This is a genomic window from Croceibacterium segetis, from assembly GCF_011320115.1.
In the GTDB taxonomy this organism is placed as follows: domain Bacteria; phylum Pseudomonadota; class Alphaproteobacteria; order Sphingomonadales; family Sphingomonadaceae; genus Croceibacterium_B; species Croceibacterium_B segetis.
Genome location: NZ_JAANOZ010000012.1, coordinates 20,987 through 42,246 on the forward strand (window position 1 = coordinate 20,987; position 21,260 = coordinate 42,246).

The window sequence follows — 21,260 nt, forward strand, 5'->3', positions numbered from 1 at the left end:
TTCCGAGCCCGAAGTTCTGCCTATGCCGCTTTGGCGAGCTGAAGCCTTCGGTATTCACGTGGCGGCATGGCGTACTTCTCATGGAAGGTCCGCGTGAAATGAGCCGCGCTGTTGAAGCCCCAGGAAAAGGCGATCTCGGTCAAGGTGTGCACACCCCAAGCGGGATTGGACATCTGGCGAGCGCATTCCTCCAGTCGGCGGCGCAGGATGTAAGCGCTCATCTTCTCGCCTCCGGGAGCGAAGACGGTTCGCAGATATCGCGGCGATATCCTTAGGCCGGCTGAGATCGAGGCAGGCGACAGCTCGGGATCGCGCAAATTGTCCTCAATGAACTGAATGACGTCCTTGCGGCGCTGCCAGGCGATGGCCGAGGCGTCGTCGACGGTCTCGACGCCGATCGTGTAGGACATCGAGATCATTTCGAGCAGGTAGCGCACCACGCGATTTTCGTATCCCGCTTCGATATCCCCGCTCAGTCCCGTACTCAATTCCCGAGCCATCGCCGCGGCCGCACGGGTCACGCCCGTCGCTCGGCCGAGCTGGCGGCCACAAAACTGTTCAGGGGTGGGCAGGTAAGTTCGCAGGATCTCGCCCGGCACACGCACCATCACGGTGACCGAATGATTATCGGTAAGGAAATAATGCGGCAGCCCAGTGTCGCAAAGTACGAAGTCGCCCGCCTCGAGATCGGACTTTTGGCCGCAGTGGTAAAAAGTGCTTGCCCCTTCGGCCTGGAGCAGGAAATTGAAAAGCCGTGGGGAATTGCGCGCGATGTGGCACTGCTTGCGCTCCACGCTGCAGCGATCGAGCGAGAGCCGGGCGAGCTTCACCGGTCCGAACTGGCCGATCCTAAGTTCAGCGTCGAAGCTGTTATGATCTCCCGGGGTGAACTCGCACTGGCTCATCCTGGTCGCGTACATTTCGCCCCAGGCTGCCGCACGACCGGCCACTGGCAACCCCTGCGTAGTCAAAAGTTCCATGTTCTCACCTCCCCGGGGCCCGCTCTGCGACGGGTTGGCACACGCATTCCCAGACGGCGAGGCTCGCATGGCCTCCGCAACGAGTCAAGCTTTTCGAAACAGCGTTTCGTTTTATCCCAGGCCGTCAACTTGCCCGATTTGCGAAGCCGACCCTTTCCCGAAGACTGAGCGAAACGCCGTATCCTCAAGGTCCACAAGGCCCTTGCCCGCGGTTTCGGGCAGGAACGCGGTTGCCACCACCATGATAGCAATGCCCACCGCGCCCATGATTCCCATCGCCGCGCCGAGTCCCGTCGACAGCGCCACTAGCGGCACGAACATCACGAAAAAGGCGCTGCCCGCGCGGCCGAAATTGTAAGCGAAGGCCTGGCCGGCGCCGCGTAGCTCGGTCGGAAAGAGTTCGGTGAAATAGGCTCCGAACGAGGCGTACATGCCGAACTGGAAGAAGCCGTACACAAACGCCACCAGCGCAAGGACGGCGGGCGAGGCGCCCGCTGTCGTCAGCACGAACGTAAGCGACAGGATCACGAAACCGAGCCCGAACAGCCGGAACACGTTGCGGCGCCCTACCCAGTCGCTGACATAGGCGTTGACCAGGAAGCCGAAGAAGCCGCCGGCGCTGAGGCACATCACTACCCAGCCGGCAGTCGCTTGCGTCACGCCGCGCTCGCCAGTGAGGAACGGGGTCAGGTAGTTGCTGATCGAATAAGCCGCGCCTTGCACACCGAGTGAAAGGAGTGCAGCGAGCGCGGTTATCCGCAGGACTCGCGGCTGGAAGATCGCCCCGAGCGAATGCCGCCTGCCGGCGGCCTCGGCACGCTTCTTGGCGTGTTTGAAAATCTCGGAATCATCGGAATCCCTGCGAACCAGGAAGATCAGCAGCGCGGGCAGGATTCCGCTCCAGAACACGATCCGCCAGCCCCATTCTGGCGCGAAGGCCGAGGCCACCGGGCCCGCCAGCACCGCGGCGATGGCAGATCCGATCGCCGCGCCGCTGTGCACTGTGCCGAGCGCCTTGCCGCGATGTTTGGGGTCGATCAGCTCGCCCAGGAGCACCGCGCCGACCGCCCATTCCGCGCCGAAGCCGAGCCCCTGAACCACGCGAATGACCAACAACTGCTCGTAGTTCTGAGCGAACCCGGAAATGAACGAGCAAACGGAGAACCACAGGATCGTCAGCTGGAGGATGCGCGCCCGGCCGAAACGGTCGCACAGCCAGCCGCCGATCCAGCCGCCCAGCGCCGCGGCAAAGAAGTTCGCGCTGGAAATAAAGCCGGCTTGCACCAGCGTCATGCCCAGCGCAGTCATCAGCAGCGGGATCAGGTAGGAATAGACCACGCTATCGGCCATATCCATCGCCCAGCCCGCACTGCAGGTCCAGAAGATGCGACGGGCCTTCTTATCCGCCTCGCGGTACCAGCTTAACATGGCCATCTATGCAATGCCTCTCCAAGCCTCTGTTTTGGCGAGCCGCTGCTACGACACGGCCGCCGGGGAACGAAGCGCCTCGGCCGCACCATGCCCAAGCTTTGCTAACCTAGGTCGCGCTGCCTGGCGAGCTTGTCCCGCGCGGCGTCGGAAGTTGCCGCGTGCCTCGGCAGCAAGGGCTCCGGGAGGCTGAACCGCTCATGCGAGCGCGCAACCCATTGAGCCGCTTTGGACAAGACACGCGGACGCTCTTGCGCGGATTGGGAGAGGGGAGGAGCGCGACGTGAAAGATTCCCCGAATCTGGTGCTGCACAATGTTCGAACCGTCCGCCTCGGCCAGGGCGTGGCGGACGCCTGCGCGACAGACATGGCCGGCGCCGGCTGCCGCCGCGTGCTCGTCATCACCGGCGCACCGATCCGGGCTCTGTGCGCGGGACCGGAGAGGGCGCTCGCAGCCGCCGGCTGCGCGACGCTGGTGCTCGAAGCAAGCGAGGGCGAACCGACCACCGGCGATCTCGCCGCTGCCCTCGCGGCGGCGCGTGAATTCCGCGCCGACGGGGTGATCGGCCTTGGCGGGGGCAGCGCCATGGACGTTGCCAAGCTGGTCGCCGGCCTGATCGACGGGAAGCAGGACTTCGCCGAGACCGTCGGCACCGATTTGCTCTCGCCGCGCCGCATCCCGCTCGCCTGCATCCCGACGACCGCCGGCACCGGAAGCGAAGTGACACCGATCGCCATTGTCGAGGACGTCGAAGCGCAGCTGAAGAAGGGCGTCGTCAGCCCTTACCTCGTCCCGGATTTCGCCTACCTTGACCCCGAGCTGACTCGCACGATGCCGCGCGCGGTGACCGCCGCGACCGGCATCGATGCCCTGACCCACTGCATCGAATCCTATGCCAACCGCTTCGCCCATCCTGTGGTCGACCAGTGGGCACTCGAGGGCATCCGGCTGGTCGGCCGCCATCTCGAGCGCGCCTGCGCCGATGGCGGCGACATGGAGGCGCGCGCCGGGATGCTGCGTGCAAGCCACTTGGGCGGCCAGTGCCTGGGCCCGGTGAACACCGCCGCCGTCCACGCACTCGCCTATCCGCTCGGCGGCGAGTTTCACGTCGCGCATGGCGTCGCAAATTCGCTGCTCTTGCCGCACGTCCTGCGTTTCAATCTCGACGCGGCGCCGGCGCGCTATGCCGAAGTGGCCCGCGCGCTGGGATGTCCGACCGGGCGCGACGATGCGGAAACGGCGCTGACCGGGATCGAACGTATCGAACAACTGTCCGAAACGATCGGAATCGAGCGCCGCCTTTCGGCTTTCGGCATCAGCGACAACACGATCCCGCACATGGCCGCCGCGGCGATGACCGTGCAGAGGTTGCTGGTGCGCAATCCGCGCGAGGTGACCGAAGCCGATGCGCGGGCAATCTACCACGCCGCACTCTAGCGAACAGAATATCAAAAGGAGATACGAGGGCCCATGGCCGACGCAAACCTACTCCAGCTCAACGCCGAGTTGTCGCTCCAGCTGGCCGATTACTGGCACGAGATCGATTTCAACGGCGGGCGCGACGCCTCGAGCTATTACGTTGAAGAAGCCGAGTTCCACGGCCAATTCGCCAGCTACATCGGGGTCGCCAAGATCCAGCAGTTCTACGATTGGCGGCGCGACCGCGGCGAAAGGCTATCGGTCCACGGATTCACCAACTTCCGGGCGCGGTTCACCGGCGAGGACAGCGCAGAGGCGAGCAACTTCCTGTTTCTCTATGCCCGCGACGGAGTTAGACCGCTGCCCAGCCACGAACCCGTGACGATCAGCCTGGCGACGGATCGTTATGTCCGCCGCGACGGGCGCTGGCTGTGCACCTACCGCCGCTTCGAGCACCTGTTCGAAAGCGACGTCCCGGTGACCAATCCCGACCTGGACGCGGACAAGTGACGAACCAAGTCCGCGGCGCGCTCAATAACGCCGATCTGCTCATTTCCAAGAATCTGATCAACGGTCGGTGGATCGGTGGAAACCGCGCGCCGATCGCGGTCGACGACCCCTTCACACTCGAGAGCTTCGCCGAAGTGCCGAACCTCGGTGAGAACGAAGCGAATGAAGCCGTCGCCGCCGCCGAGGTTGCGTTTCCCGCCTGGGCGGCCCGGCCTGCCAGGGAGCGAGGCGCGATCCTGCGCCGCTGGTTCGAACTGCTCGTGGCCAACCGGGACGACATCGCCCGGCTGATCACGCGCGAAAACGGCAAGACTTATAAGGAAGCGCAAGGCGAGTTCGATTACGGTGCCGGTTTCATCGAATTCTACGCTGACGAAGCGACCCGCGCCTTGGGCGAAATGATCCCCGCCCCGGTGCCGGGCCGCCGGCTTTACGCCGAGCGCGAGCCGCTCGGGGTCGCCGCGGCGATCACTCCGTGGAACTTCCCGCTGGCGATGCTCACCCGAAAAGTCGGCCCGGCGCTGGCGGCTGGGTGCACCATGGTCGCCAAGCCCGCCAGCGCCACCCCCTTGACCGCGCTTGCCTTCGCCCGGCTGGGGGAAGAGGCGGGCGTACCCAGAGGCGTGTTCAACATCGTCACCGGCTCGGCCCGGTTGATCGGCGGCGTGCTCACCGCCTCGCCGGTGGTGCGCAAGCTTTCCTTCACCGGTTCGACCGAAATCGGCGTGCAGCTCTACCGCGAATGCGCCGGTACGATGAAGAAGCTCGGCCTCGAGCTCGGCGGCAACGCGCCGCTGCTCGTTTTCGACGACGCCGACCTCGAGACGGCTGTCGAAGCGGCGCTGGTCGCCAAGTTCAGGAACGGCGGCCAAAGCTGCATCGCCGCCAACCGCATTTATGTGCAGGACGGCATTCGCGAGGCGTTTCTGAGCGCCTTCGGTGAGCGTGTCGGCGCGATGCGCGCGGGCGATGGGTTCGATCCCGCGAACGACATTGGTCCGCTGATCGACGACGCCGGCAAGGCGAAGGTGGCAGAGCACCGCGACGATGCCCTGGCGCGCGGCGCGCGTCTCGTGGTCGAGGGCGGCGAAGCGCAGGGCCGGCTGTTTGCACCAACCCTACTCGCTGACGTGCCGGCCGATGCCCAGATCGCGCACGAAGAGACATTCGGTCCGCTCGCCGGCGTGATCGGCTTCGCCACGCTGGAGGAAGGTCTGCAGCTGGCCAACGCGACCGATTTCGGCCTGGCCGCCTATTTGTGCAGCGAGGACCCCAAGACCATCGCCAGGGTTTCACGCGGGCTGGAGAGCGGGATGGTCGGGATCAACACCGGGCTGATTTCGACCCCCGCCGCACCGTTCGGCGGCGTCAAGATGAGTGGTCTCGGCAAGGAAGGCTCGCACCACGGGCTCGAGGAATACCTCAACATCAAGTATCTCTGCCAGGCGCGTTTGTAAGGAGGCGCGGGTGCGCAAGTCGAACAAAGTCATCATCACCTGCGCGCCGACTGGCTCGATCCACACCCCTTCAATGTCGCCGCACCTCCCGGTGACGCCCGACCAGATCGCCGAGGCGGCGCTGGGCGCTGCCGAGGCGGGCGCGGCCGTGCTCCACCTCCACGCGCGCAACCTGGCCGACGGGAGCCCCAGCCCCAAGGCAGAGGACTTCTTGGCATTCCTGCCCCGCATCAAACAGGGGACGGACGCGGTGATCAACATCTCGACCGGCGGCAGCGCGACGATGACCCTCGACGCCCGGCTCGAAGGCGCTCATGCCGCGAAACCGGAGCTGTGCAGCCTCAACATGGGGCCACTGATCTTCGACTTCTCGGGGGCCGGGAAACGCGTTGCAGAATGGCAGTACGGCTGGGAGCGCGAGTACGTCGAGAGCAGCCGTGGCCGGATCATGTACAACGACAACGCGTTCATCGAACGCATCATGGTCGAGGTCGGCCAGGCTTACGGCACGAAATTCGAGTTCGAATGCTACGACACCGGCCATCTCTACACCCTCGCCCACTTCGTCGACCGGAAGCTCGTCGAACCGCCGTTCCTGATCCAGGCGGTGGTCGGCATCCTCGGCGGTATCGGGCCTGACCCGCGCAACCTGGCGCACATGACGACGGTGGCCGACAGCCTGTTCGGCGACGACTACATTCTCTCGGCGTTCGCCGCCGGGCGCCACCAGATGGACTTCTGCACCCAGTCGGTGCTTCTCGGCGGCCACGCGCGGGTCGGGCTGGAAGACAGCCTGTTCATCGGCAAGGGAGAGCTCGCCACGAGCAACGCGCAGCAAGTCGCGCGCATCCGCTCGATCGTCGAGGCGCTCGGCCGCGAGGTCGCCACCCCGGCCGAGGCGCGCCTAATGCTCGGCCTCAAGGGAGGAGACCGCGTCGCATTCTGACAATCCGGTAAAACAGAGGCCCGACGCGAAAGCGCCGGGCCCCAGGGAGGAAGGATTGCGGCACGCCGCAATCGAACCGCGGCGTCTCGCAGAAGCGCCGCGGCGGATTCGTCTCAGAAGCGCTTGCTGACCGTCAGGTGCCATTCGCGCGGTTGCGCCGGCTGGGCGTCTGTCTGCGGATAGCCGAGCCCCTGATAATCGAACACGTTCACGTAGTAGAATTTGTCGAACAGGTTCGTGACGCCCAGCGCGACGCTGAAATCGTAGGGATCGTTCTGGTAAGTGATCCGGCCGTTGAACAGCGCCTTCGCGGGCATCAGGTCGTTATATTTCGTCGAAGTGCCGCTGACGATCTGATTCGATTCGTACGTCATATCGATCCGCGGAGTGATCGAGCCTTCGATGGACGGGTGTTCGATCGTGTACTGAATGCCCGCGCTAGCGGTCCAGAACGGATTGTTCTGTCGGCGGTTCACGGTCCGCGCGGCGATGTCCGGCGCCTTGAGTTTCGACCAGCCAAGTGAGCCGTTGATCAGCAGACCGTCGATCGGGTTTGCCGTCAACTCCGCTTCGAAGCCCCGGATCGTCGCTGGCTGGTTGCGGAAGTAGGTGCGGCCGAGACAGACAATGCCTGTGCCGGGAGCGACACGCGTCGTGCTGCATTGAGTTGATCCGGGAGGGCCCCCGGGGAGCGGGATCAGCTGCTGGTCGCCGACTTGCGGTTGCCCCTGATCGTTAAGCAGCGCTTCGGCGCCGCCGATCCCGGTCGGGCGATTGTTGAAATCCGTGTAGAATCCGGCCAGGTTCATCCGAAGCCGCCGGTCGAACATGTCCATCTTCGCGCCGAGTTCGTAGGCGATGTCCTCGTTGCCGTCGAACTGCGCCACCTGGGTGTATTGCAGCGGACGCGGATTGTAGCCGGGCAGCGTGTAGCCGGTCGAAGCTGAGGCGTAGAGCAACATGTTGTCGTTCGGCTGGAAGTTCGCGCCGGCCTTCCAGCTGAACTTCTTCTGCTTGGGCACCACGGTGAACTTGATGTCCGAGCTGGTGACAGCCGGGCTGAGGTCCGATACATTCGAGAAGTTCACGACCTTCTTATCGTCGGCATAACGGCCGCCGAGGACGATACCGAAGCGCTCGCCGAAGGGCCGCACCGTTGCGTTGGCGAACACCGCCTTGCTGGTTGGAGTGTAGAACGTGTGCAGTGAACGCTGCAGACCCGAACTACCCTGGATCAGTGATGCGAACTGCTCGCCCTTCGCCTTGAAGTAGAACAGGCCGCCGACCCAGTCGACCAGGTCGGACTTGCCCGATAGGCGCAACTCGGCGTGGTCGTAGCTCTGGATCAGGTGATTGATAACGTGTTCGACCACGAGCGGCATGCCGTCGGTGTCGAATGTGTGCGTCTCATCGGTCTTGCGGTGTGCGACGACCGCGCTCAGCTCCATGCCTCCGCCGAAGCTCCAGTTGAACTTGCCCGACGCTCCCCAGTTAGTGAAGTCGTTGTGGTTGGGGATGACGTAGCCGCCCCGCGTGCACTCACCCGTGATGGGCGACTTGCTGCCGTTGTAGTAAGTATTGCCCGGGATGACCGTGCACGCCGCGATGCGGTCGGTGTACGTAACGTAAGTGGAGTACGGATCGCCGGTCATGAAGCGGCGGTCGATTGTCAGGCCGAAGTACGCCGCCTGGCTCCGCATGTTGCCGTTCGCGCGGGCCGGATCGATATCGACGATCGAGTCTGCCGGGTTATCCGACAGGTCGCGAATGTAATCGCCGGTGACGGTGACCTTGAGATCACTCGACGGCTCCCACATCAGGCTGCCACGCGCGCCGCGCACATCGGTGCCGCCGTAGTGGCCGATCACACAGCTCCCCGGGGCATTCGAAAAGGTTCCTTGTAGCGGACTGGTGACGGGGAACGAGCCGGCGAGTTGCGGCGTGCCACGGCGGTTCATCTCGCAGGTGAAGTCGAGCTCTTTCTGGTAACCGGTCTGCTTCTTCGACAGCCCGGAGACGAGCAGCGCAGCGGTGTTGCCAAGCGGCAGGTTGAACCCGGCGCGCAAGTCCACCCGATTGAACGAACCCGTCGTCACGTCTGCATAGCCCGACACCTCGTGCAACTTCGGTTGTCGGGCGACGATGTTGATCGCGCCCGCAAGTGTATTGCGACCGAACAGCGTGCCTTGGGGTCCGCGCAGAACTTCGATGTGATCGATGTCGAGCAGGTCGAAGTTGGCCCCGAGGAGGATCGGATAGTAAACATCGTCCACATAGAAGGCGACCGGGTTCTCGGCGCCGAGGCCGGTGTCGGTCGAGCCGATGCCGCGGATGAACGCCGAGATGCCGGGACCGAAGGCGCCCTGCACGCGCCGGAACTGAGCATTGGGGACGACCGAAGTCAGGTCGCCCATATTGGTGATGCCGCGCGCCTCCAGCGCCTCGGCCGTGACAGCGGTGATCGCAATCGGGGTATCCTGCAGGTTGGTCGCCTGCCGCGTAGCGGTAACGAGAATCTCGTCGATACCGGCTTTAGCGTTCTCGGCGTCCTTGGAATCGACAGGTGCCGGGGCGGCCGTGTCCTGTGCGCAGGCCACGCCAGGCATTGCAGCAGCGAGCGCCAGCGCGCCTGCGGACAAGGAGTATGCCACTTGCCCGGCCCGAGCGCGATGTTTCGAACTGTTCCCTGCGATCCTCATGGTAGCTCCTCCTGCCTCTTGTCGTCATGGCTGCATTTGGCGCCACGTTCGCGCGCGTTCTGCCGGCTCGGAGGGTTGACCGCTTGCCCCGTAAGGCTCTGGCCTATGCTGTATTTGACATCGACAACTGGCGAAGGAGTGTCAGTCGATCGTGAATATGCTGCGTTCAATATGGCGGACCCCGCCATTGGCCTGGATGGGATCGTCCTTGCTGTTGAAATAGTACAGCGTGCCCACGGTGTTCCCGTCAATCAGCCACGAGTTCGGATAGCCGAGGTCCCAGCTGCCGCCATCGTCGCGAACGATGATTTCGGGTCCCCAACTTTTGCCGCCGTCTTCGCTTACCGTCGCGCGTATGCCGGCGGGCATCAGGCGATAACCGTACACACAGACGATGCGCCCGTCTGGCATGACCACCAGGTTGCCCGGCGCGCCGTAGTCGTTCACGCGACTGAGAAAGCCCCAGGTTTCACCCCCATCGTCAGAGTAGAACACCTCTGACCACATCACGCCGGTGGGATCGCGCTGGCAGCGGGTGATACACAGGATCCGCCCGCTCGGGAGCATATAGCCGCGTGGATAAAACCAGCGATGACCGACGAAGGCAACGCTCGGGTCTGCGTAATTGCCGTCGGCATTGCCGAAGGGGTCCTCGTAGGGTGTCACGTAGGATATGAAGTGGAATTCGCGGCCTTCGTTAGTGCTGCCATAGACCAGCGGGTGGCGATGGGTGTTGTCCTTGTCGACGGAGAACATGAACACCAACAGGCGCCCGTCCGGCCGAACCAGCGTCGATTGGACGCCGGTCATCGAAGCGATGCCTTCGAGCGCAAGGAGGATCGTTGGCCCCCAGGTCTTGCCGCCATCGCGCGACAGTCGCGCGGTGCCTTGCGTGCCGGCGGTGGCGAAGCCGCCCATGCTCCCGCTCGACACCAGCACGTTCTGGTCGAGGTAGTTCACCGGCTCGGCGAAGGCCGCCGGCATATTCTCGCGCTTCATCCCGCGACCTTCCCCGCCAGGCCCGGCCATCATGTCGTACTGCGGGCCGCTCCAGGACCGGCCTCGGTCGTTCGAGCGCACGGTGACGGTCCGCGGGTTGGAGCTGTTCTTCCCGAGAACGTCGTGGCGGATTTTTGAACCGTCATCGTAAGCCACGGTGCGGGTCGCAAAATTGGCGATCAGCGTGCCGTCGCCGGTCTGCCAGAAGCCGCTAGTGAAAGGCCACGAGCAGAACTCGTCCTCACGCCGATAGACGACCCCGTGATCGACCTGGCTGGGCCGGCGTGGCGGAGCGAACTTCATCGGCGTGCCCTGCGATCGCGCGCTCAGGCCGGGCGCCCGCCGGGAATAAAGACCCGGGTAGCGGTATCGTGGAACAGGGCCTTCTGCTCCGCCTGAGACAGGCCCGAACCCGAATCGAGAGCGTATTGCACCCAGCCGAACATCGACCCGGGGGTGTTCCCGACGTCGCTCCCCCAGACCATTTTGTCCGCCGAGAAGGTCTTGACCATGTATTCGAGGAACGGCTTGGGATCCACACCCTGGGTGTGGAACTGCTCGATCAGCAGCGTGGTGTATTTGTAGTAGACGTTGGGCAGCTTTGCGAGCGCGATGTGCTCCGGCGTCAGGCCTTGCGTGGCCGGCAGATCTTTCGGCCGCGGAAAGCCGATGTGGTCGAGCACGATGTTCACGCGCGGATACTTCACGGCGAACTGCGCCACCGTGGCCATGGCATTCGCCATATTGCCGCCAATCGGCATCAGCACCACTGCGAGACCCAGCGAATTCGCCGCTTCCCACGATGCGGTTGCGGCGTCGCTAAGGAAGACGTAGCTGCCGCTCTTGTCCGGGCTGCTTGTCCAACGCACGCCGGAAATCCGGTTGTCCCTGGTGAACTTTTCAAGCAGCGCAGGGCCATCCTTTGCCACAGGATCGGTGATCACCACCGGGACAATCCGGTCGGGATGGTCTTTCGCGATGTCGAGCAAATAGCTGTTATCGGTCTGGTAGGTGCTGTTGTACTGCACCCCGCAGCCCTTCTCGATCCCGCACTCGTCCCAGAACGCGAAGATTTCCTTCGGTGTCTGCGGATAGCGCATAGCCTTGGCAACCATGACTTCCGGACCGTAGCGGCTTCGGGTTGCCTTGAACGGGTACTTGTCAACATCGTTTGTGTAGAAGTGTGCATGGGTGTCGAACAGCTTGAACGACGGTTTTATGACATGGGCGAAGGCGGCCTTCGGCAGCAACGCTACGCCGGCTACGGCGATACCCGATCCAATGAGCATGCGACGATCTATCATGTGCTGAAACCTTTCCCCAGGATCTGCTCGGCGACGCGCAAGCGAATCGGTCCATCTTCATAGGGCACCCTGCTGCCGGCAACTTGATGACGGCGGCGTTGCGAACGAACTGGATCGTCCTGTTGTTCAAGTTATTGAGCTCTCCGACGCAGTTGTCGGGGAGGGCCTAGGCCTTGGGACGCCCAGATCCCGGCTGCCATGTTGTCGCGGACGATCGGCCCAGCCTTGCAGCCCGCCAGTCCGCTACTTGCGCGGATAGTCTGCCGCGTTGAGCACCCAGCCCGGCATATCCGAGAAATCCTCCCGCGGCGGCGAGAAGATGTCGACCAGAACGTTGTTCTCGGGATCCGATGGCGCCGAGGTGTGGATCACCTTGGGAGGGATCACGCAGACCGAGGGCGATGCGCAGCGTTCGTGCTCGTCTTGACGCCAGTCATGCTGGTTGGCCGTCCACGGCCAGCGCAAGTGGTGCATGTACCAGCCTTCCAGCGCGAGTGAGCATTGCTCAAAATCGTCGTGGTGGTGCGGCGAGAGCTTGGTCACGTCGCGCGGGCCCTGCGGCGGAAAAATGTTGACCATGAAGGTGGTGCAACGGAAAATCTTGCCGAAACGCCCTTCCTGGTCCGGCACGTCGAGGGAATAGCTGCGAATCTTCCAGCCGCCGGTCGGGTCGGGCCAGAGCTGGAACGGAGGCACCTGCGGATGCGGCCCGGCGTAGTTGCCGGCATTGTCGACCTTGGCTGTCACATCGGCCGATTGCGCCGTAATCAGGCGCACGATGCGTCCGCCAGCTTTGCAGGTCACGCGGCTGTCGCCCGGCGGGATCATCGTGATCGTGTAGCCCGGCACCTCGACGGTTTCGCCGTTCGCCTCCACCGTGGCGGCCATGTTCTCGTCATGGAGCAGGAGCACGTATTCGTCGACTTGGCCCTTGCGCTCAAACACCGCGCCGGCTTCGACCTCCGAGTAGCAGACGACGAAATTCTGCCCGCGGGTGTACCAGTTGCGCTGACCCTCGCCCGTCTCTTGCGGCGCACCGGCGTAGAACCGGCCGTAGCTGGACGCGCCGAACGCGGAGATCGGCCCCGTGCCGCCAGCCGCGGTTGACAGGCGGGAGCGGGGGTCGTCTGCTTCGTACATCGTCATTACTCCTTAGGCGCTGCCCGTGTGGCGCTCGCCGCCTCGGCGACGGCTCGGCCGAACAGCGTGGTGTCATTGCTGACCATGACCAGCGAAAAGCCCATCTCCAGGTGCTCACGCGCATCCCGCGGCGTTGCGACGGCCACGCCCGAGAGGATGCCCGCCTCCCGGGTTGCCTTCAGGACGCGGGCAGTCAGGTCCCTCACCGCCGGGTCGCTCGTCGGCATACCGCTCGACAGGAACAAGTCGCCATGGCCGATGAAGATGCCGTTCACGTGATCGAGGCCGGCAAACTCGGCGGCGCGTTCGAGCGATGGCCAGTCCTCGAGCTGGATCATCCGCAGGGCTTCATCGCCGGCGCGAAGATAGTCCGGCAGCGCCATCAGGCCCCACCGGCCCGCCCGCGAAGTGGCGCCCAGGCCGCGCTCTCCCTTCGGCGCAAAGACCATTCGCCGGGTGAGCGCGTCGGCGATGGCGGGGCTCGTGACCCGCGGCACCAGCAACCCGTCGGCGCCGCCGTCGAGTAGCGGCTGGATGGTCGTGCCGGTATGGTCGGGCAGTCGCACCAGCGCCGCCATGCCCATCGCCTGGGCGGCGAACACCAGCTCGACCGCCCGTTGCAGCGTGTGCGGCGCGTGCTCCATGTCGATCACGACGAAATCGAACCCGGCGTGGCCGAGCAATTGCACCGTCTCCAGCGACGGTATCTTCACCCAGGTCCCGAGCAGGCCTCTGCCGTCGGCGGCGCGAACTCGGGAAATGACGCTTGCCACGCCCGCCGCTCCTCAGAAGCCGTTCTTCTCGAGCCAGACGAACAGCAGCCTGGCGACCTGATCGTTGTTCATGTCGGCAAACGGGATGTGCGAGTTGCCGTGGAGCCCTGCGTCGGTGAGGCGCAGAATTTCGACGCGCCCGCCACGGTCGTTGACCGCCTTGGCGAACTTCAGGCTGAGGTTGTAGAAATCCTGCCAGCCTTTCGAATCCTCGATATGGTCTCCCCAGACCAGCTGGATCGGGATCTTCGTGAGTCTGGCGAACTCCGCCTCCGATACATAGACCGGGCCGAACGGCCCTTCCTTCATCTTCGGCTCCGTCGTATCGGGCAAAACGTAGCCTGGATCCTCGTAGGCGACGATTCCCTTGACGTTGTCGCTCTTGAGCCGGGTCAACAGCGCGCGGAAGCCGCCGGCCGAATTAGTCAGCAGGACCGAAGGGCCGATTCGGTCCATCGCCTTGGCAGCGGCGTCGGTTTCGAGCTGGGCATTCCTGACCGTGTCGAATTCGTCGTAACGCGCGCGGTTCGCCTGTTCCAGCGCCGCCGGATCATCCGACGGAAACTGCTCGCCCGGCCAGAACTCGCCGAACTTCGGCCCAAAGCGCCAGGCGCCGAAATTGCCTTGGTCGCGGCCGACTTGCGCTTTGTAGGTGTAATCCTCACAGCCCCAATTGGCGCGGCCGACCCGCGGTCCGTCCCACACGTAAGTGGGATAGCCGGCACGCAGAAGCTTGGTCTGATAACCCTCGCCACCGTCCCACCGGCGTTGCCACACAGCGGCGCTGGAGCTGTGCCACAGGAATAGCGCTGTAGGCCTTTCGGCGACCGGAATCTCGTATTCGACGTGCCCGTGGTCGCAGACGAGCGAGGACTTGTCCGGATCGCCGAGCACTTTGCCGCCAGCTTCAAACGATCCTTGCCGCGCGATGGCGACGGCACCGTTCGGAAGGGCGGCACCGCTAGCCGTCGCGCAGCCCGCCAGGAAAATGAGGCCGGCGCACGCGATGGCCGAGCGGAATCGCGCGATTTCAAGTCCATGGGTCATTTGCGCGCGATCCTCTCCGTTCTGTCCCATTGTGACGGCAAGCGCGGTTGCGTCTTGCTCCAAAGGGCTGCGAGTCGTGCGTTCACCGCACCCCCGACGACGCGATCCGCATCGCGGTCGCCTCCCTTTCACATGGCAAGCAGTGCGGAAATCTCCGCCGCCGCCGTCTGCAGGGCCTGGACAAGCTTTTTCGGCGGCTCCACCGGGATGAACTGGATCGAATCCATGGCTGATACCATCGCTACCAGATCGCCGCGATGGTCGCGCACCGGGGCGCTTACGGCGTTGATGCCGAGCACGACCTCCTCTGGTGCGTCCGCCCAGCCGAGCGCCTCGACTTTCGCCAGATCCTGCTGGAGTTTGAGCGGGTCGGCGATGGTCAATGGAGTGAAACGGGTGAGCTTTCCATGAGGCAGGCTGCCTTCTCGCCTGATTTGCTCGACCAGCAGCAGCTTGCCGGCAGCCGTGCAATGGAGCGGGATTTCCTGGTTGAGCTGAACGGTGATCCCCACGAGCGCCTTGCCCGGCATGCTCTCGACGATCGAGACACTGTCACCATAGACCAGTGAGAGGTTGAAGCTGTGGTCGAACTCCTGGTGCAACCGGCGCAATATCGGCCGCGAGAGTTCGATGAGACCATCATCCGCCGACTGGCCGATCACCCGCGTCAGCGCGAGCAACCGCGGCCCGCGGGCATATCGATCGCTCCCGTGGCGCTGGACCGCATATCCAAGGGACACGAGGGTGCGCAGGTGACGAAACACGCGGGGCTTGCTGGTTTCGGTCTCGCGCGCGATCTCGGACACGCCGAGGTCCTCGCGGCTGGCCAAGAGCTCGAGCATTCGCAGTGCCACGCGCGCTGCACGGACCCCGTCACCCGATGCGTTGCCGTCGGGCTCAGACATCATCCACCATCGGGCGGCAAGCGAACTGAAAGGTCATCGTCCGCCACATGATCGCCATCGGCACGATGATCAAGGTAGATAGAGACTCAGGCGGCGGCGTGCGTGCGGCTCACGTCCTCGCGAAGAGATTTTGCCTAAAATGAGATTCGACGCGCACCGGCGCATGAACCCGGTCCCGTGATCAGCCTGGCGGCCAGTCGTGGCCGGAAGCCGACTGCCTGCTTCGAATGCAGCTTGTGCTAAAGCAGACGATGCGCGTCTCGCCAGTTGACTCGTAGCCAGACGTGAAAGGCGGGGCCGTAGCCCCGCCCTTATTTGGTGCAGTCAAGCTGCTTGTTAACAGCTGGCTCGCGATTTCTGAGCGGTCATAATACTGAACTTCCATCACAAAGTCAATTGCCGGAACACCCTCCGCTTGCCACAATGCCGGCAGGAGGACGCATCATGAGACGACTTGGCCTCGATATCGGCACCAACAGCATCGGTTGGTGCTTGATCGAAGATGGCAGCCGGATTGTCGACGTTGGCGCGCGCATCTTCAGCGACGGACGGGACCCCAAGTCTGGCGCATCGCTGGCAGTAGATCGACGAGATGCGCGGGCAATGCGGCGCCGCCGGGACCGTTATCTCGGAAGACGCACAGCTTTTTTGAACGCGCTAATCGTGCACAAGTTCATGCCCGCCAACGCCGACCAGGCCAAGTTAATTACCGAGCGCGATCCCTATGACCTGCGCAAGCGCGCACTAAACGAGCGGCTCGAGCCTTACGAGATCGGTCGCGCGCTGTTCCACCTTAACCAGAGGCGCGGTTTCAAATCTAACCGGAAGACCGATCGCAAGGGGAAGCCGGGCGAGGAAGGAAAGATCGCCAGCGGAGCCAAGGCGCTTGATCAGGCTATAGCCAAGGTGGGTGCCGACACCCTTGGGCAATTCCTCGCGAACCGCGAAGCCAAGCGTGTGCGGCTCGACAGCGAGAACCAGGAATACGATTTCTATCCGCAGCGGCGTCATATCGAATACGAGTTCGGTCGTATCTGGGAGGAGCAGGCGAAGCACCATCCCGTGCTTCTCACCGATACGGCACGGGCGGCGCTTCATCGCATCCTTTTCTTCCAGCGCCCGCTGAAGGAGCAGGAGGTCGGCTATTGCACGTTCGCGGGTTTGAGCGGCGTACCAGCCGACGAGCGGCGGTTGGCCAAAGCGCACCCCCTGTTCCAGCAACGGCGGCTTTATGAAGAGGTCAACCAGCTCCGCATCGTCTCGGCCGGCGCGGCCGACCGGCCACTCACGCGCGATGAGCGCGATGCGCTGATCCTCAAACTCCAGGATAAGAAGAAGGTCAGTTTCCAGTCGCTGGCCAAGGTCATCGGGCTCCATGAAGACGAGCGCTTCAACAAGGAAAGCGAGAATCGCAAGGACTTGATCGGCGACGAAGTGCGGGCTGAGCTCAGCGACAGGAAGCGCTTCGACACACGCTGGCTGCATTTCGGCCTCGACGAGCAGCTGCGCGTACTCGACCGGCTGCAGAACGACGAGAGCCCGGAAACACTGCTCGCCTGGCTCAAGGCGGAATACGGGCTCGACGACGCGGCCGCCGAGACCGTCGCCAATGCCGACTTGCCGGAGGGTTATGGGCGCTTCGGGCTCACGGCAACAAGGCGCCTGCTCGATGCACTCCGCGCCGACGTCGTCACATACGACAAGGCAGCCGAGGCAGCCGGGTTCCATCACAGCGATCATCGTACCGGGGAGGTACTCGATCAGCTGCCTTACTACGGCGAAATCCTCACCCGCGAGATCGCGCCCGGCAAGGAAGAGTATGGCGATCCGCTCGAGCGGCGCTATGGCAAGATCACGAACCCCACCGTGCATATCGGCCTTCGCCAATTGGAGAAGCTGGTCAACGCCGTGATCGCCGTCCACGGCCGTCCGGACCAGATCGTGGTAGAGCTGGCGCGCGAATTGAAGCTCAATGAGAAGCAGAAAGACGAGCACAAGAAGCGCATCAAACAGGAGACCGATGCAGCCATCGCGCGGGGCAAAAAGCTCGCCTCGGAAGGCTTCCTCGACACCGGCGCCAACCGAATGCTGCTCCGGCTTTGGGAGGACCTCAGTCCAGCCAACCCGCTCGACCGCCGCTGCCCCTATTGCGGCCAGCCAATTGGCATCCGCCAGCTTTTCTCCGGCGAAGCGGACGTCGACCACATCATCCCCTATTCCCGCTCGCTCGATGACAGCGCAGGCAACAAGGTCGTCGCGCACCGCAGCTGCAATCGCGCCAAGGGCAACAAGACGCCTTGGGAACGCTGGGGCCATGATGAGGACCGCTGGGACACCATCAGCGCCCAAGTCGCCCGCCTACACAAGTCAAAACAGTGGCGCTTCGGACCCGACGCCCTGCGGCGACTGGAGCGCGAGGGCGGCTTCCTCGCTCGCCAACTCACCGACACGCAGTACCTCTCGCGCATCGCGGGCAAGTATCTGCGCAGTCTCTATCCGACAGCACAGGACGGCCGCGTGGATGTCATTCCGGGTCGTATGACCGCGATGCTGCGGCGGCTATGGGGCCTCAACAGCCTGTTGCCCGACCACAACTACGTCGAGAATGAGCACAGCAACGCCCCGAAGAACCGGCTCGATCACCGTCACCATGCCATCGACGCGGCGGTGGCGGCGGTGACGACCCTTGATCTCATGCAGGAAATCGCCCACGCGGCCAGCCGAGCAGAAGATAAGGACCTCGACCGCCTGTTCGAGAACTTGCCGCAGCCGTGGGAAGGCTTCCGCGAGGAGCTGGGAGAAAAGCTGGCGCGCGTCACCGTCAGCCACAAGCCGGATCACGGACGTAAGAGTCGACCCTCGAAGGATCGCGACGTGACGGCAGGTCGCCTGCACAACGAAACCGCTTACGGTTTCACCGGCGAGTTCGCTGCGGATCGGAAGACGCCCATTGTCGTCCACCGCGTGCCGCTGATGAGCCTCAAGCCGGGCGACTTGACGGACCCAAGCCGCATTCCCGACGAAACGCTGCGCAACGCGCTCCGCGCCGCGACCCATGATCTTTCAGGTAAGGACTTCGAACAAGCGCTGGCTCGCTTTGCTCAGGAGCACCCTGTGTTCAAAGGAGTCCGGCGCGTGCGGGTGCGCGAGCCGCTCACGGTCATTCCGGTTCGCGACCGGACGGGCCGGGCCTACAAAGCCTACAAGGGCGATTCAAATGCGCGCTACGACGTGTGGCGCTTGCCCAATGGAAAATGGGTCCACGACATCGTTTCGATGTTCGACGCTCATCAGCCTGACGCCGCCGAGCGTCGCCCTCACCCCGCCGCCAAGAAGGTACTCAGCCTTCGCCAGAGCGATTTGCTGGCTGTCGAGCGCCACGGTGGGGCGATTGAAATACTGAGGGTCGTGAAGTTCTCGACCAATGGAAGCCTGGCGCTCGCGGCGGCCAATGAGGCTGGTGCCCTGAAAGCCCGCGATGCCGCCCCGGCCGACACGGACCCGTTCAAGTACGTTTACGCCACCGGTGGCAGCCTCAAGAAAATGAAAGCCCGCCAGGTCCGTATCGATCCGCTTGGCCGCGTGTTTGATTCCGGGCCGCGCGAGTAGCTGGAGCGCGCGGGATGGACCGGATCGTCGATATCGCCACTGACGGCCAGCACCTGTCCATCCATCGAGGGTTCCTGATCGTCGAGCGCGAGCGCGAGGAGATCGGCAGGGTCGCGCTCGATGACATTCATGCCGTCATCGTCCACGCCCGTGGCGCCACCTGCAGCCAATCTGGTCGCCGGCCTTGGCGAACGAGGCGCGCCAATCGTGTTCTGCGGCTCGAACCATTCGCCGATCGCGGTGACGCTGCCGCTTGAAGGCCACCATGCCCAGAACGCGCGGATGCAGGCCCAGCTCGCCGCTTCCAGACCTCTAGTAAAACAGCTCTGGCGCCGGATCGTTGGCGCCAAGATCGAAATGCAAGGATCGCTGCTGGCCGCGCGCGGCATCGCCGGCGCCGAGGCGTTCCCGTTCATGGCGCGCCGGGTCAGCTCGGGCGACAAGGAGAATCTGGAGGCCCAAGCGGCACGGCGGTATTGGCCGCTGCTGATGGGCCTGGACTTCCGGCGCGATCGTGACGCGGACGGCGTCAACTCGCTTCTTAACTACGGCTATGCCATCATGCGCGCGACCTGCACCCGGGCCGTTGTGGCCGCGGGCCTGCATCCCACCCTCGGCATCCAGCATTCCAATCGCGGGAATGCCTTCGCCCTCGCCGACGATCTGGTCCAGCCCTTTCGCCCGCTCGTCGATGCACTTGCCCGGAACATGGTATACGAAGGAATCGAAGCGCTCGATCCGCCAGCCAAGAGCCGGTTCGCGCGGCTGATTGCCTTCGATCTCAGAATTGCGGGCGAAGTTTCGCCGGTATCGGTCGCCGCGGCGCGCCTCGCACAATCGCTCGCCCGCGCGTTCGAAACCGGCCATGCCGACCTGATATTATTCGAGCCACCCACTCCCATCGAATGGGCCGCTGCAGGCCGTCTCGATGACAGCAGCGAGCCATGATCGCGAGCGATCTGGCTCATTTGAGCGGATATCGGCTGATGTGGATCTTCGTGATGTTCGACCTGCCCGTGAGCACCAAGAAGCAGATGCGCGACGCCGCAAAGTTTCGCGAATTCCTGCTCGATGAAGGTTTCGAGATGAGCCAGTTCTCGGTCTATGCTAGATTCTGCAACGGCAAGGTCGCCTACAAGTCCTACCTCAAGCGGATCGAGATGAGACTGCCGGAAAAGGGCTAGGTCCATGTGCTCACGTTCACCGACCGACAGTATGAAAGCGTCGTCCGATTCGCGAGCCAGCGGCGCAAGCAGCCGCGCAGGAATCCCGACCAGCTCGCCATGTTCTAATTATATCTGGCGGAATGTGCTGGCCGGATGTTCCGATTTCCTGTTTTTCACAGCAGGTTATCGGGCCATCCGGCCTAGCAGTTCAGAAATCGCGGGCCAACCGCAACTATAACCACAGGCATATTCCCGGTGCCTGTGGCCTAGCAGTTCAGAAATCGCGGGCCAACCGCAACTGCTCCCCGTCATCGGTCGAAGCGGGGTGGGGCCTAGCAGTTCAGAAATCGCGGGCCAACCGCAACAAGCCATCCGAGGTCGACAGCCCATCGAGGGGCCTAGCAGTTCAGAAATCGCGGGCCAACCGCAACCGCACAAGGACAAGCGAAATGACCCGCGCTGGCCTAGCAGTTCAGAAATCGCGGGCCAACCGCAACTCGATAAGCCGATGAAAGCACTGGACCTGCGGCCTAGCAGTTCAGAATCGCGGGCCAACCGCAACTGACGTTGGGCTTCCTCGATGCGCTTGCAGGGCCTAGCAGTTCAGAAATCGCGGGCCAACCGCAACTCATGCCGGTGTCGGCCTTCTACGCGCTGTGGCCTAGCAGTTCAGAAATCGCGGGCCAACCGCAACCAATCCCTCAATCAGCCCTCGACGCCGCAGGGCCTAGCAGTTCAGAAATCGCGGGCCAACCGCAACGGCTTGTTGCTGCATGGCTGCGCTTGTTCAGGCCTAGCAGTTCAGAAATCGCGGGCCAACCGCAACCGGCATCTATCGCATCTACAGGCTGAGTGCGGCCTAGCAGTTCAGAAATCG

At 63.7% G+C, this 21,260-nt stretch carries 17 protein-coding genes and 2 CRISPR repeat arrays (1 of these 19 cut by a window edge); of the genes, 8 read left to right on the forward strand and 9 right to left on the reverse strand.

All coding sequences use genetic code 11. From position 1 onward, the window contains the following. Positions 1–20 precede the first annotated feature (20 nt). Together G7B69_RS12965 and G7B69_RS12970 are read right to left on the reverse strand one after the other, a co-directional pair. Positions 21–980: a helix-turn-helix domain-containing protein gene (locus G7B69_RS12965; protein WP_166179945.1), complete on the reverse strand. Its 960-nt coding sequence runs from the start codon at positions 978–980 to the stop codon at positions 21–23. Positions 981–1,091: 111 nt separating this feature from the next. Then, on the reverse strand, positions 1,092–2,414 hold the full coding sequence (locus G7B69_RS12970; RefSeq protein WP_243415170.1) for an MFS transporter: 1,323 nt from the start codon (positions 2,412–2,414) through the stop codon (positions 1,092–1,094). 277 nt (positions 2,415–2,691) lie between these two features. Between G7B69_RS12970 and G7B69_RS12975 the strand changes: the two genes are divergently transcribed. From G7B69_RS12975 to kce, 4 genes are read left to right on the forward strand one after another with little or no spacing between them, the layout of a single operon-like run. Further along, positions 2,692–3,846 (forward strand): iron-containing alcohol dehydrogenase, encoded by a 1,155-nt coding sequence (locus G7B69_RS12975; RefSeq protein WP_243415171.1) that lies wholly within the window; start codon positions 2,692–2,694, stop codon positions 3,844–3,846. Positions 3,847–3,879: 33 nt separating this feature from the next. Continuing rightward, a complete protein-coding gene (locus G7B69_RS12980) occupies positions 3,880–4,338 on the forward strand; it encodes a nuclear transport factor 2 family protein (protein ID WP_166179948.1) in 459 nt (152 codons plus the stop codon). Next, positions 4,335–5,795: an NAD-dependent succinate-semialdehyde dehydrogenase gene (locus tag G7B69_RS12985; RefSeq protein WP_166179950.1), complete on the forward strand. Its 1,461-nt coding sequence runs from the start codon at positions 4,335–4,337 to the stop codon at positions 5,793–5,795. Before G7B69_RS12980 ends, G7B69_RS12985 begins: the two co-directional genes overlap by 4 nt. 10 nt (positions 5,796–5,805) lie before the next feature. After that, complete coding sequence (kce, locus tag G7B69_RS12990) at positions 5,806–6,741, forward strand: 3,5-dioxohexanoate:acetyl-CoA acetone transferase (RefSeq protein WP_166179952.1); 936 nt, start codon at positions 5,806–5,808, stop codon at positions 6,739–6,741. Between the two features lie 113 nt (positions 6,742–6,854). Here the strand turns inward: kce and G7B69_RS12995 are convergent, their stop codons facing one another. From G7B69_RS12995 to G7B69_RS13025, 7 genes are all read right to left on the reverse strand, one after another. Further along, the gene (locus G7B69_RS12995) at positions 6,855–9,338 is read right to left on the reverse strand and encodes a TonB-dependent receptor (RefSeq protein WP_166179954.1); all 2,484 of its coding nucleotides are present in this window, start codon (positions 9,336–9,338) and stop codon (positions 6,855–6,857) included. Between the two features lie 243 nt (positions 9,339–9,581). Then, positions 9,582–10,742, reverse strand: a complete 1,161-nt coding sequence (locus G7B69_RS13000) for a sialidase family protein (RefSeq protein WP_166179956.1) — start codon at positions 10,740–10,742, stop codon at positions 9,582–9,584. 23 nt (positions 10,743–10,765) lie between these two features. After that, the gene (locus G7B69_RS13005) at positions 10,766–11,743 is read right to left on the reverse strand and encodes an amidohydrolase family protein (RefSeq protein WP_166179958.1); all 978 of its coding nucleotides are present in this window, start codon (positions 11,741–11,743) and stop codon (positions 10,766–10,768) included. 243 nt (positions 11,744–11,986) lie between these two features. Then, complete coding sequence (locus G7B69_RS13010; protein WP_166179960.1) at positions 11,987–12,883, reverse strand: cupin domain-containing protein; 897 nt, start codon at positions 12,881–12,883, stop codon at positions 11,987–11,989. A 5-nt stretch (positions 12,884–12,888) separates the two neighbouring features. Continuing rightward, positions 12,889–13,656 carry an HpcH/HpaI aldolase family protein gene (locus G7B69_RS13015; RefSeq protein ID WP_166179962.1) on the reverse strand — a complete coding sequence of 256 codons (768 nt, stop codon included), beginning with the start codon at positions 13,654–13,656 and terminating at the stop codon, positions 12,889–12,891. A 12-nt stretch (positions 13,657–13,668) separates the two neighbouring features. Then, positions 13,669–14,703 (reverse strand): alpha/beta hydrolase, encoded by a 1,035-nt coding sequence (locus G7B69_RS13020; RefSeq protein ID WP_243415172.1) that lies wholly within the window; start codon positions 14,701–14,703, stop codon positions 13,669–13,671. Positions 14,704–14,831: 128 nt separating this feature from the next. Beyond that, positions 14,832–15,608 (reverse strand): IclR family transcriptional regulator, encoded by a 777-nt coding sequence (locus G7B69_RS13025; RefSeq protein WP_166179964.1) that lies wholly within the window; start codon positions 15,606–15,608, stop codon positions 14,832–14,834. A 444-nt stretch (positions 15,609–16,052) separates the two neighbouring features. On the opposite strand from G7B69_RS13025, the gene cas9 reads away from it, so the two are divergent. From cas9 to cas2, 4 genes are read left to right on the forward strand one after another with little or no spacing between them, the layout of a single operon-like run. Next, positions 16,053–19,217: a type II CRISPR RNA-guided endonuclease Cas9 gene (cas9, locus tag G7B69_RS13030; RefSeq protein ID WP_243415173.1), complete on the forward strand. Its 3,165-nt coding sequence runs from the start codon at positions 16,053–16,055 to the stop codon at positions 19,215–19,217. A 14-nt stretch (positions 19,218–19,231) separates the two neighbouring features. Further along, positions 19,232–19,474, forward strand: coding sequence for a hypothetical protein (locus G7B69_RS16870; RefSeq protein WP_243415174.1), 243 nt, complete (start codon positions 19,232–19,234; stop codon positions 19,472–19,474). Continuing rightward, a complete protein-coding gene (gene cas1, locus G7B69_RS13035; RefSeq protein WP_243415175.1) occupies positions 19,425–20,165 on the forward strand; it encodes a type II CRISPR-associated endonuclease Cas1 in 741 nt (246 codons plus the stop codon). Before G7B69_RS16870 ends, cas1 begins: the two co-directional genes overlap by 50 nt. Then, positions 20,162–20,401 (forward strand): CRISPR-associated endonuclease Cas2, encoded by a 240-nt coding sequence (gene cas2, locus G7B69_RS13040; protein ID WP_243415176.1) that lies wholly within the window; start codon positions 20,162–20,164, stop codon positions 20,399–20,401. Before cas1 ends, cas2 begins: the two co-directional genes overlap by 4 nt. 179 nt (positions 20,402–20,580) lie before the next feature. Then, a CRISPR array of direct repeats spans positions 20,581–20,881; the repeat unit is 36 nt; unit sequence GGCCTAGCAGTTCAGAAATCGCGGGCCAACCGCAAC. Positions 20,882–20,975: 94 nt separating this feature from the next. Continuing rightward, positions 20,976–21,260: a CRISPR direct-repeat array (repeat unit 36 nt; unit sequence GGCCTAGCAGTTCAGAAATCGCGGGCCAACCGCAAC) (it continues 81 nt past the right edge of the window).

Excerpts from the sequence above, each read along its gene's own strand:
- G7B69_RS12965 (WP_166179945.1), bottom strand. The coding sequence starts at position 980 with ATGGAACTTTTGACTACGCAGGGGTTGCCAGTGGCCGGTCGTGCGGCA.
- G7B69_RS12970 (WP_243415170.1), bottom strand. The coding sequence starts at position 2,414 with ATGGCCATGTTAAGCTGGTACCGCGAGGCGGATAAGAAGGCCCGTCGC.
- G7B69_RS12980 (WP_166179948.1), top strand. The coding sequence starts at position 3,880 with ATGGCCGACGCAAACCTACTCCAGCTCAACGCCGAGTTGTCGCTCCAG.
- G7B69_RS13000 (WP_166179956.1), bottom strand. The coding sequence starts at position 10,742 with ATGAAGTTCGCTCCGCCACGCCGGCCCAGCCAGGTCGATCACGGGGTC.
- G7B69_RS13005 (WP_166179958.1), bottom strand. The coding sequence starts at position 11,743 with ATGATAGATCGTCGCATGCTCATTGGATCGGGTATCGCCGTAGCCGGC.
- G7B69_RS13010 (WP_166179960.1), bottom strand. The coding sequence starts at position 12,883 with ATGTACGAAGCAGACGACCCCCGCTCCCGCCTGTCAACCGCGGCTGGC.
- G7B69_RS13020 (WP_243415172.1), bottom strand. The coding sequence starts at position 14,703 with ATGACCCATGGACTTGAAATCGCGCGATTCCGCTCGGCCATCGCGTGC.
- G7B69_RS13025 (WP_166179964.1), bottom strand. The coding sequence starts at position 15,608 with ATGTCTGAGCCCGACGGCAACGCATCGGGTGACGGGGTCCGTGCAGCG.
- cas9 (WP_243415173.1), top strand. The coding sequence starts at position 16,053 with ATGAGACGACTTGGCCTCGATATCGGCACCAACAGCATCGGTTGGTGC.
- G7B69_RS16870 (WP_243415174.1), top strand. The coding sequence starts at position 19,232 with ATGGACCGGATCGTCGATATCGCCACTGACGGCCAGCACCTGTCCATC.
- cas2 (WP_243415176.1), top strand. The coding sequence starts at position 20,162 with ATGATCGCGAGCGATCTGGCTCATTTGAGCGGATATCGGCTGATGTGG.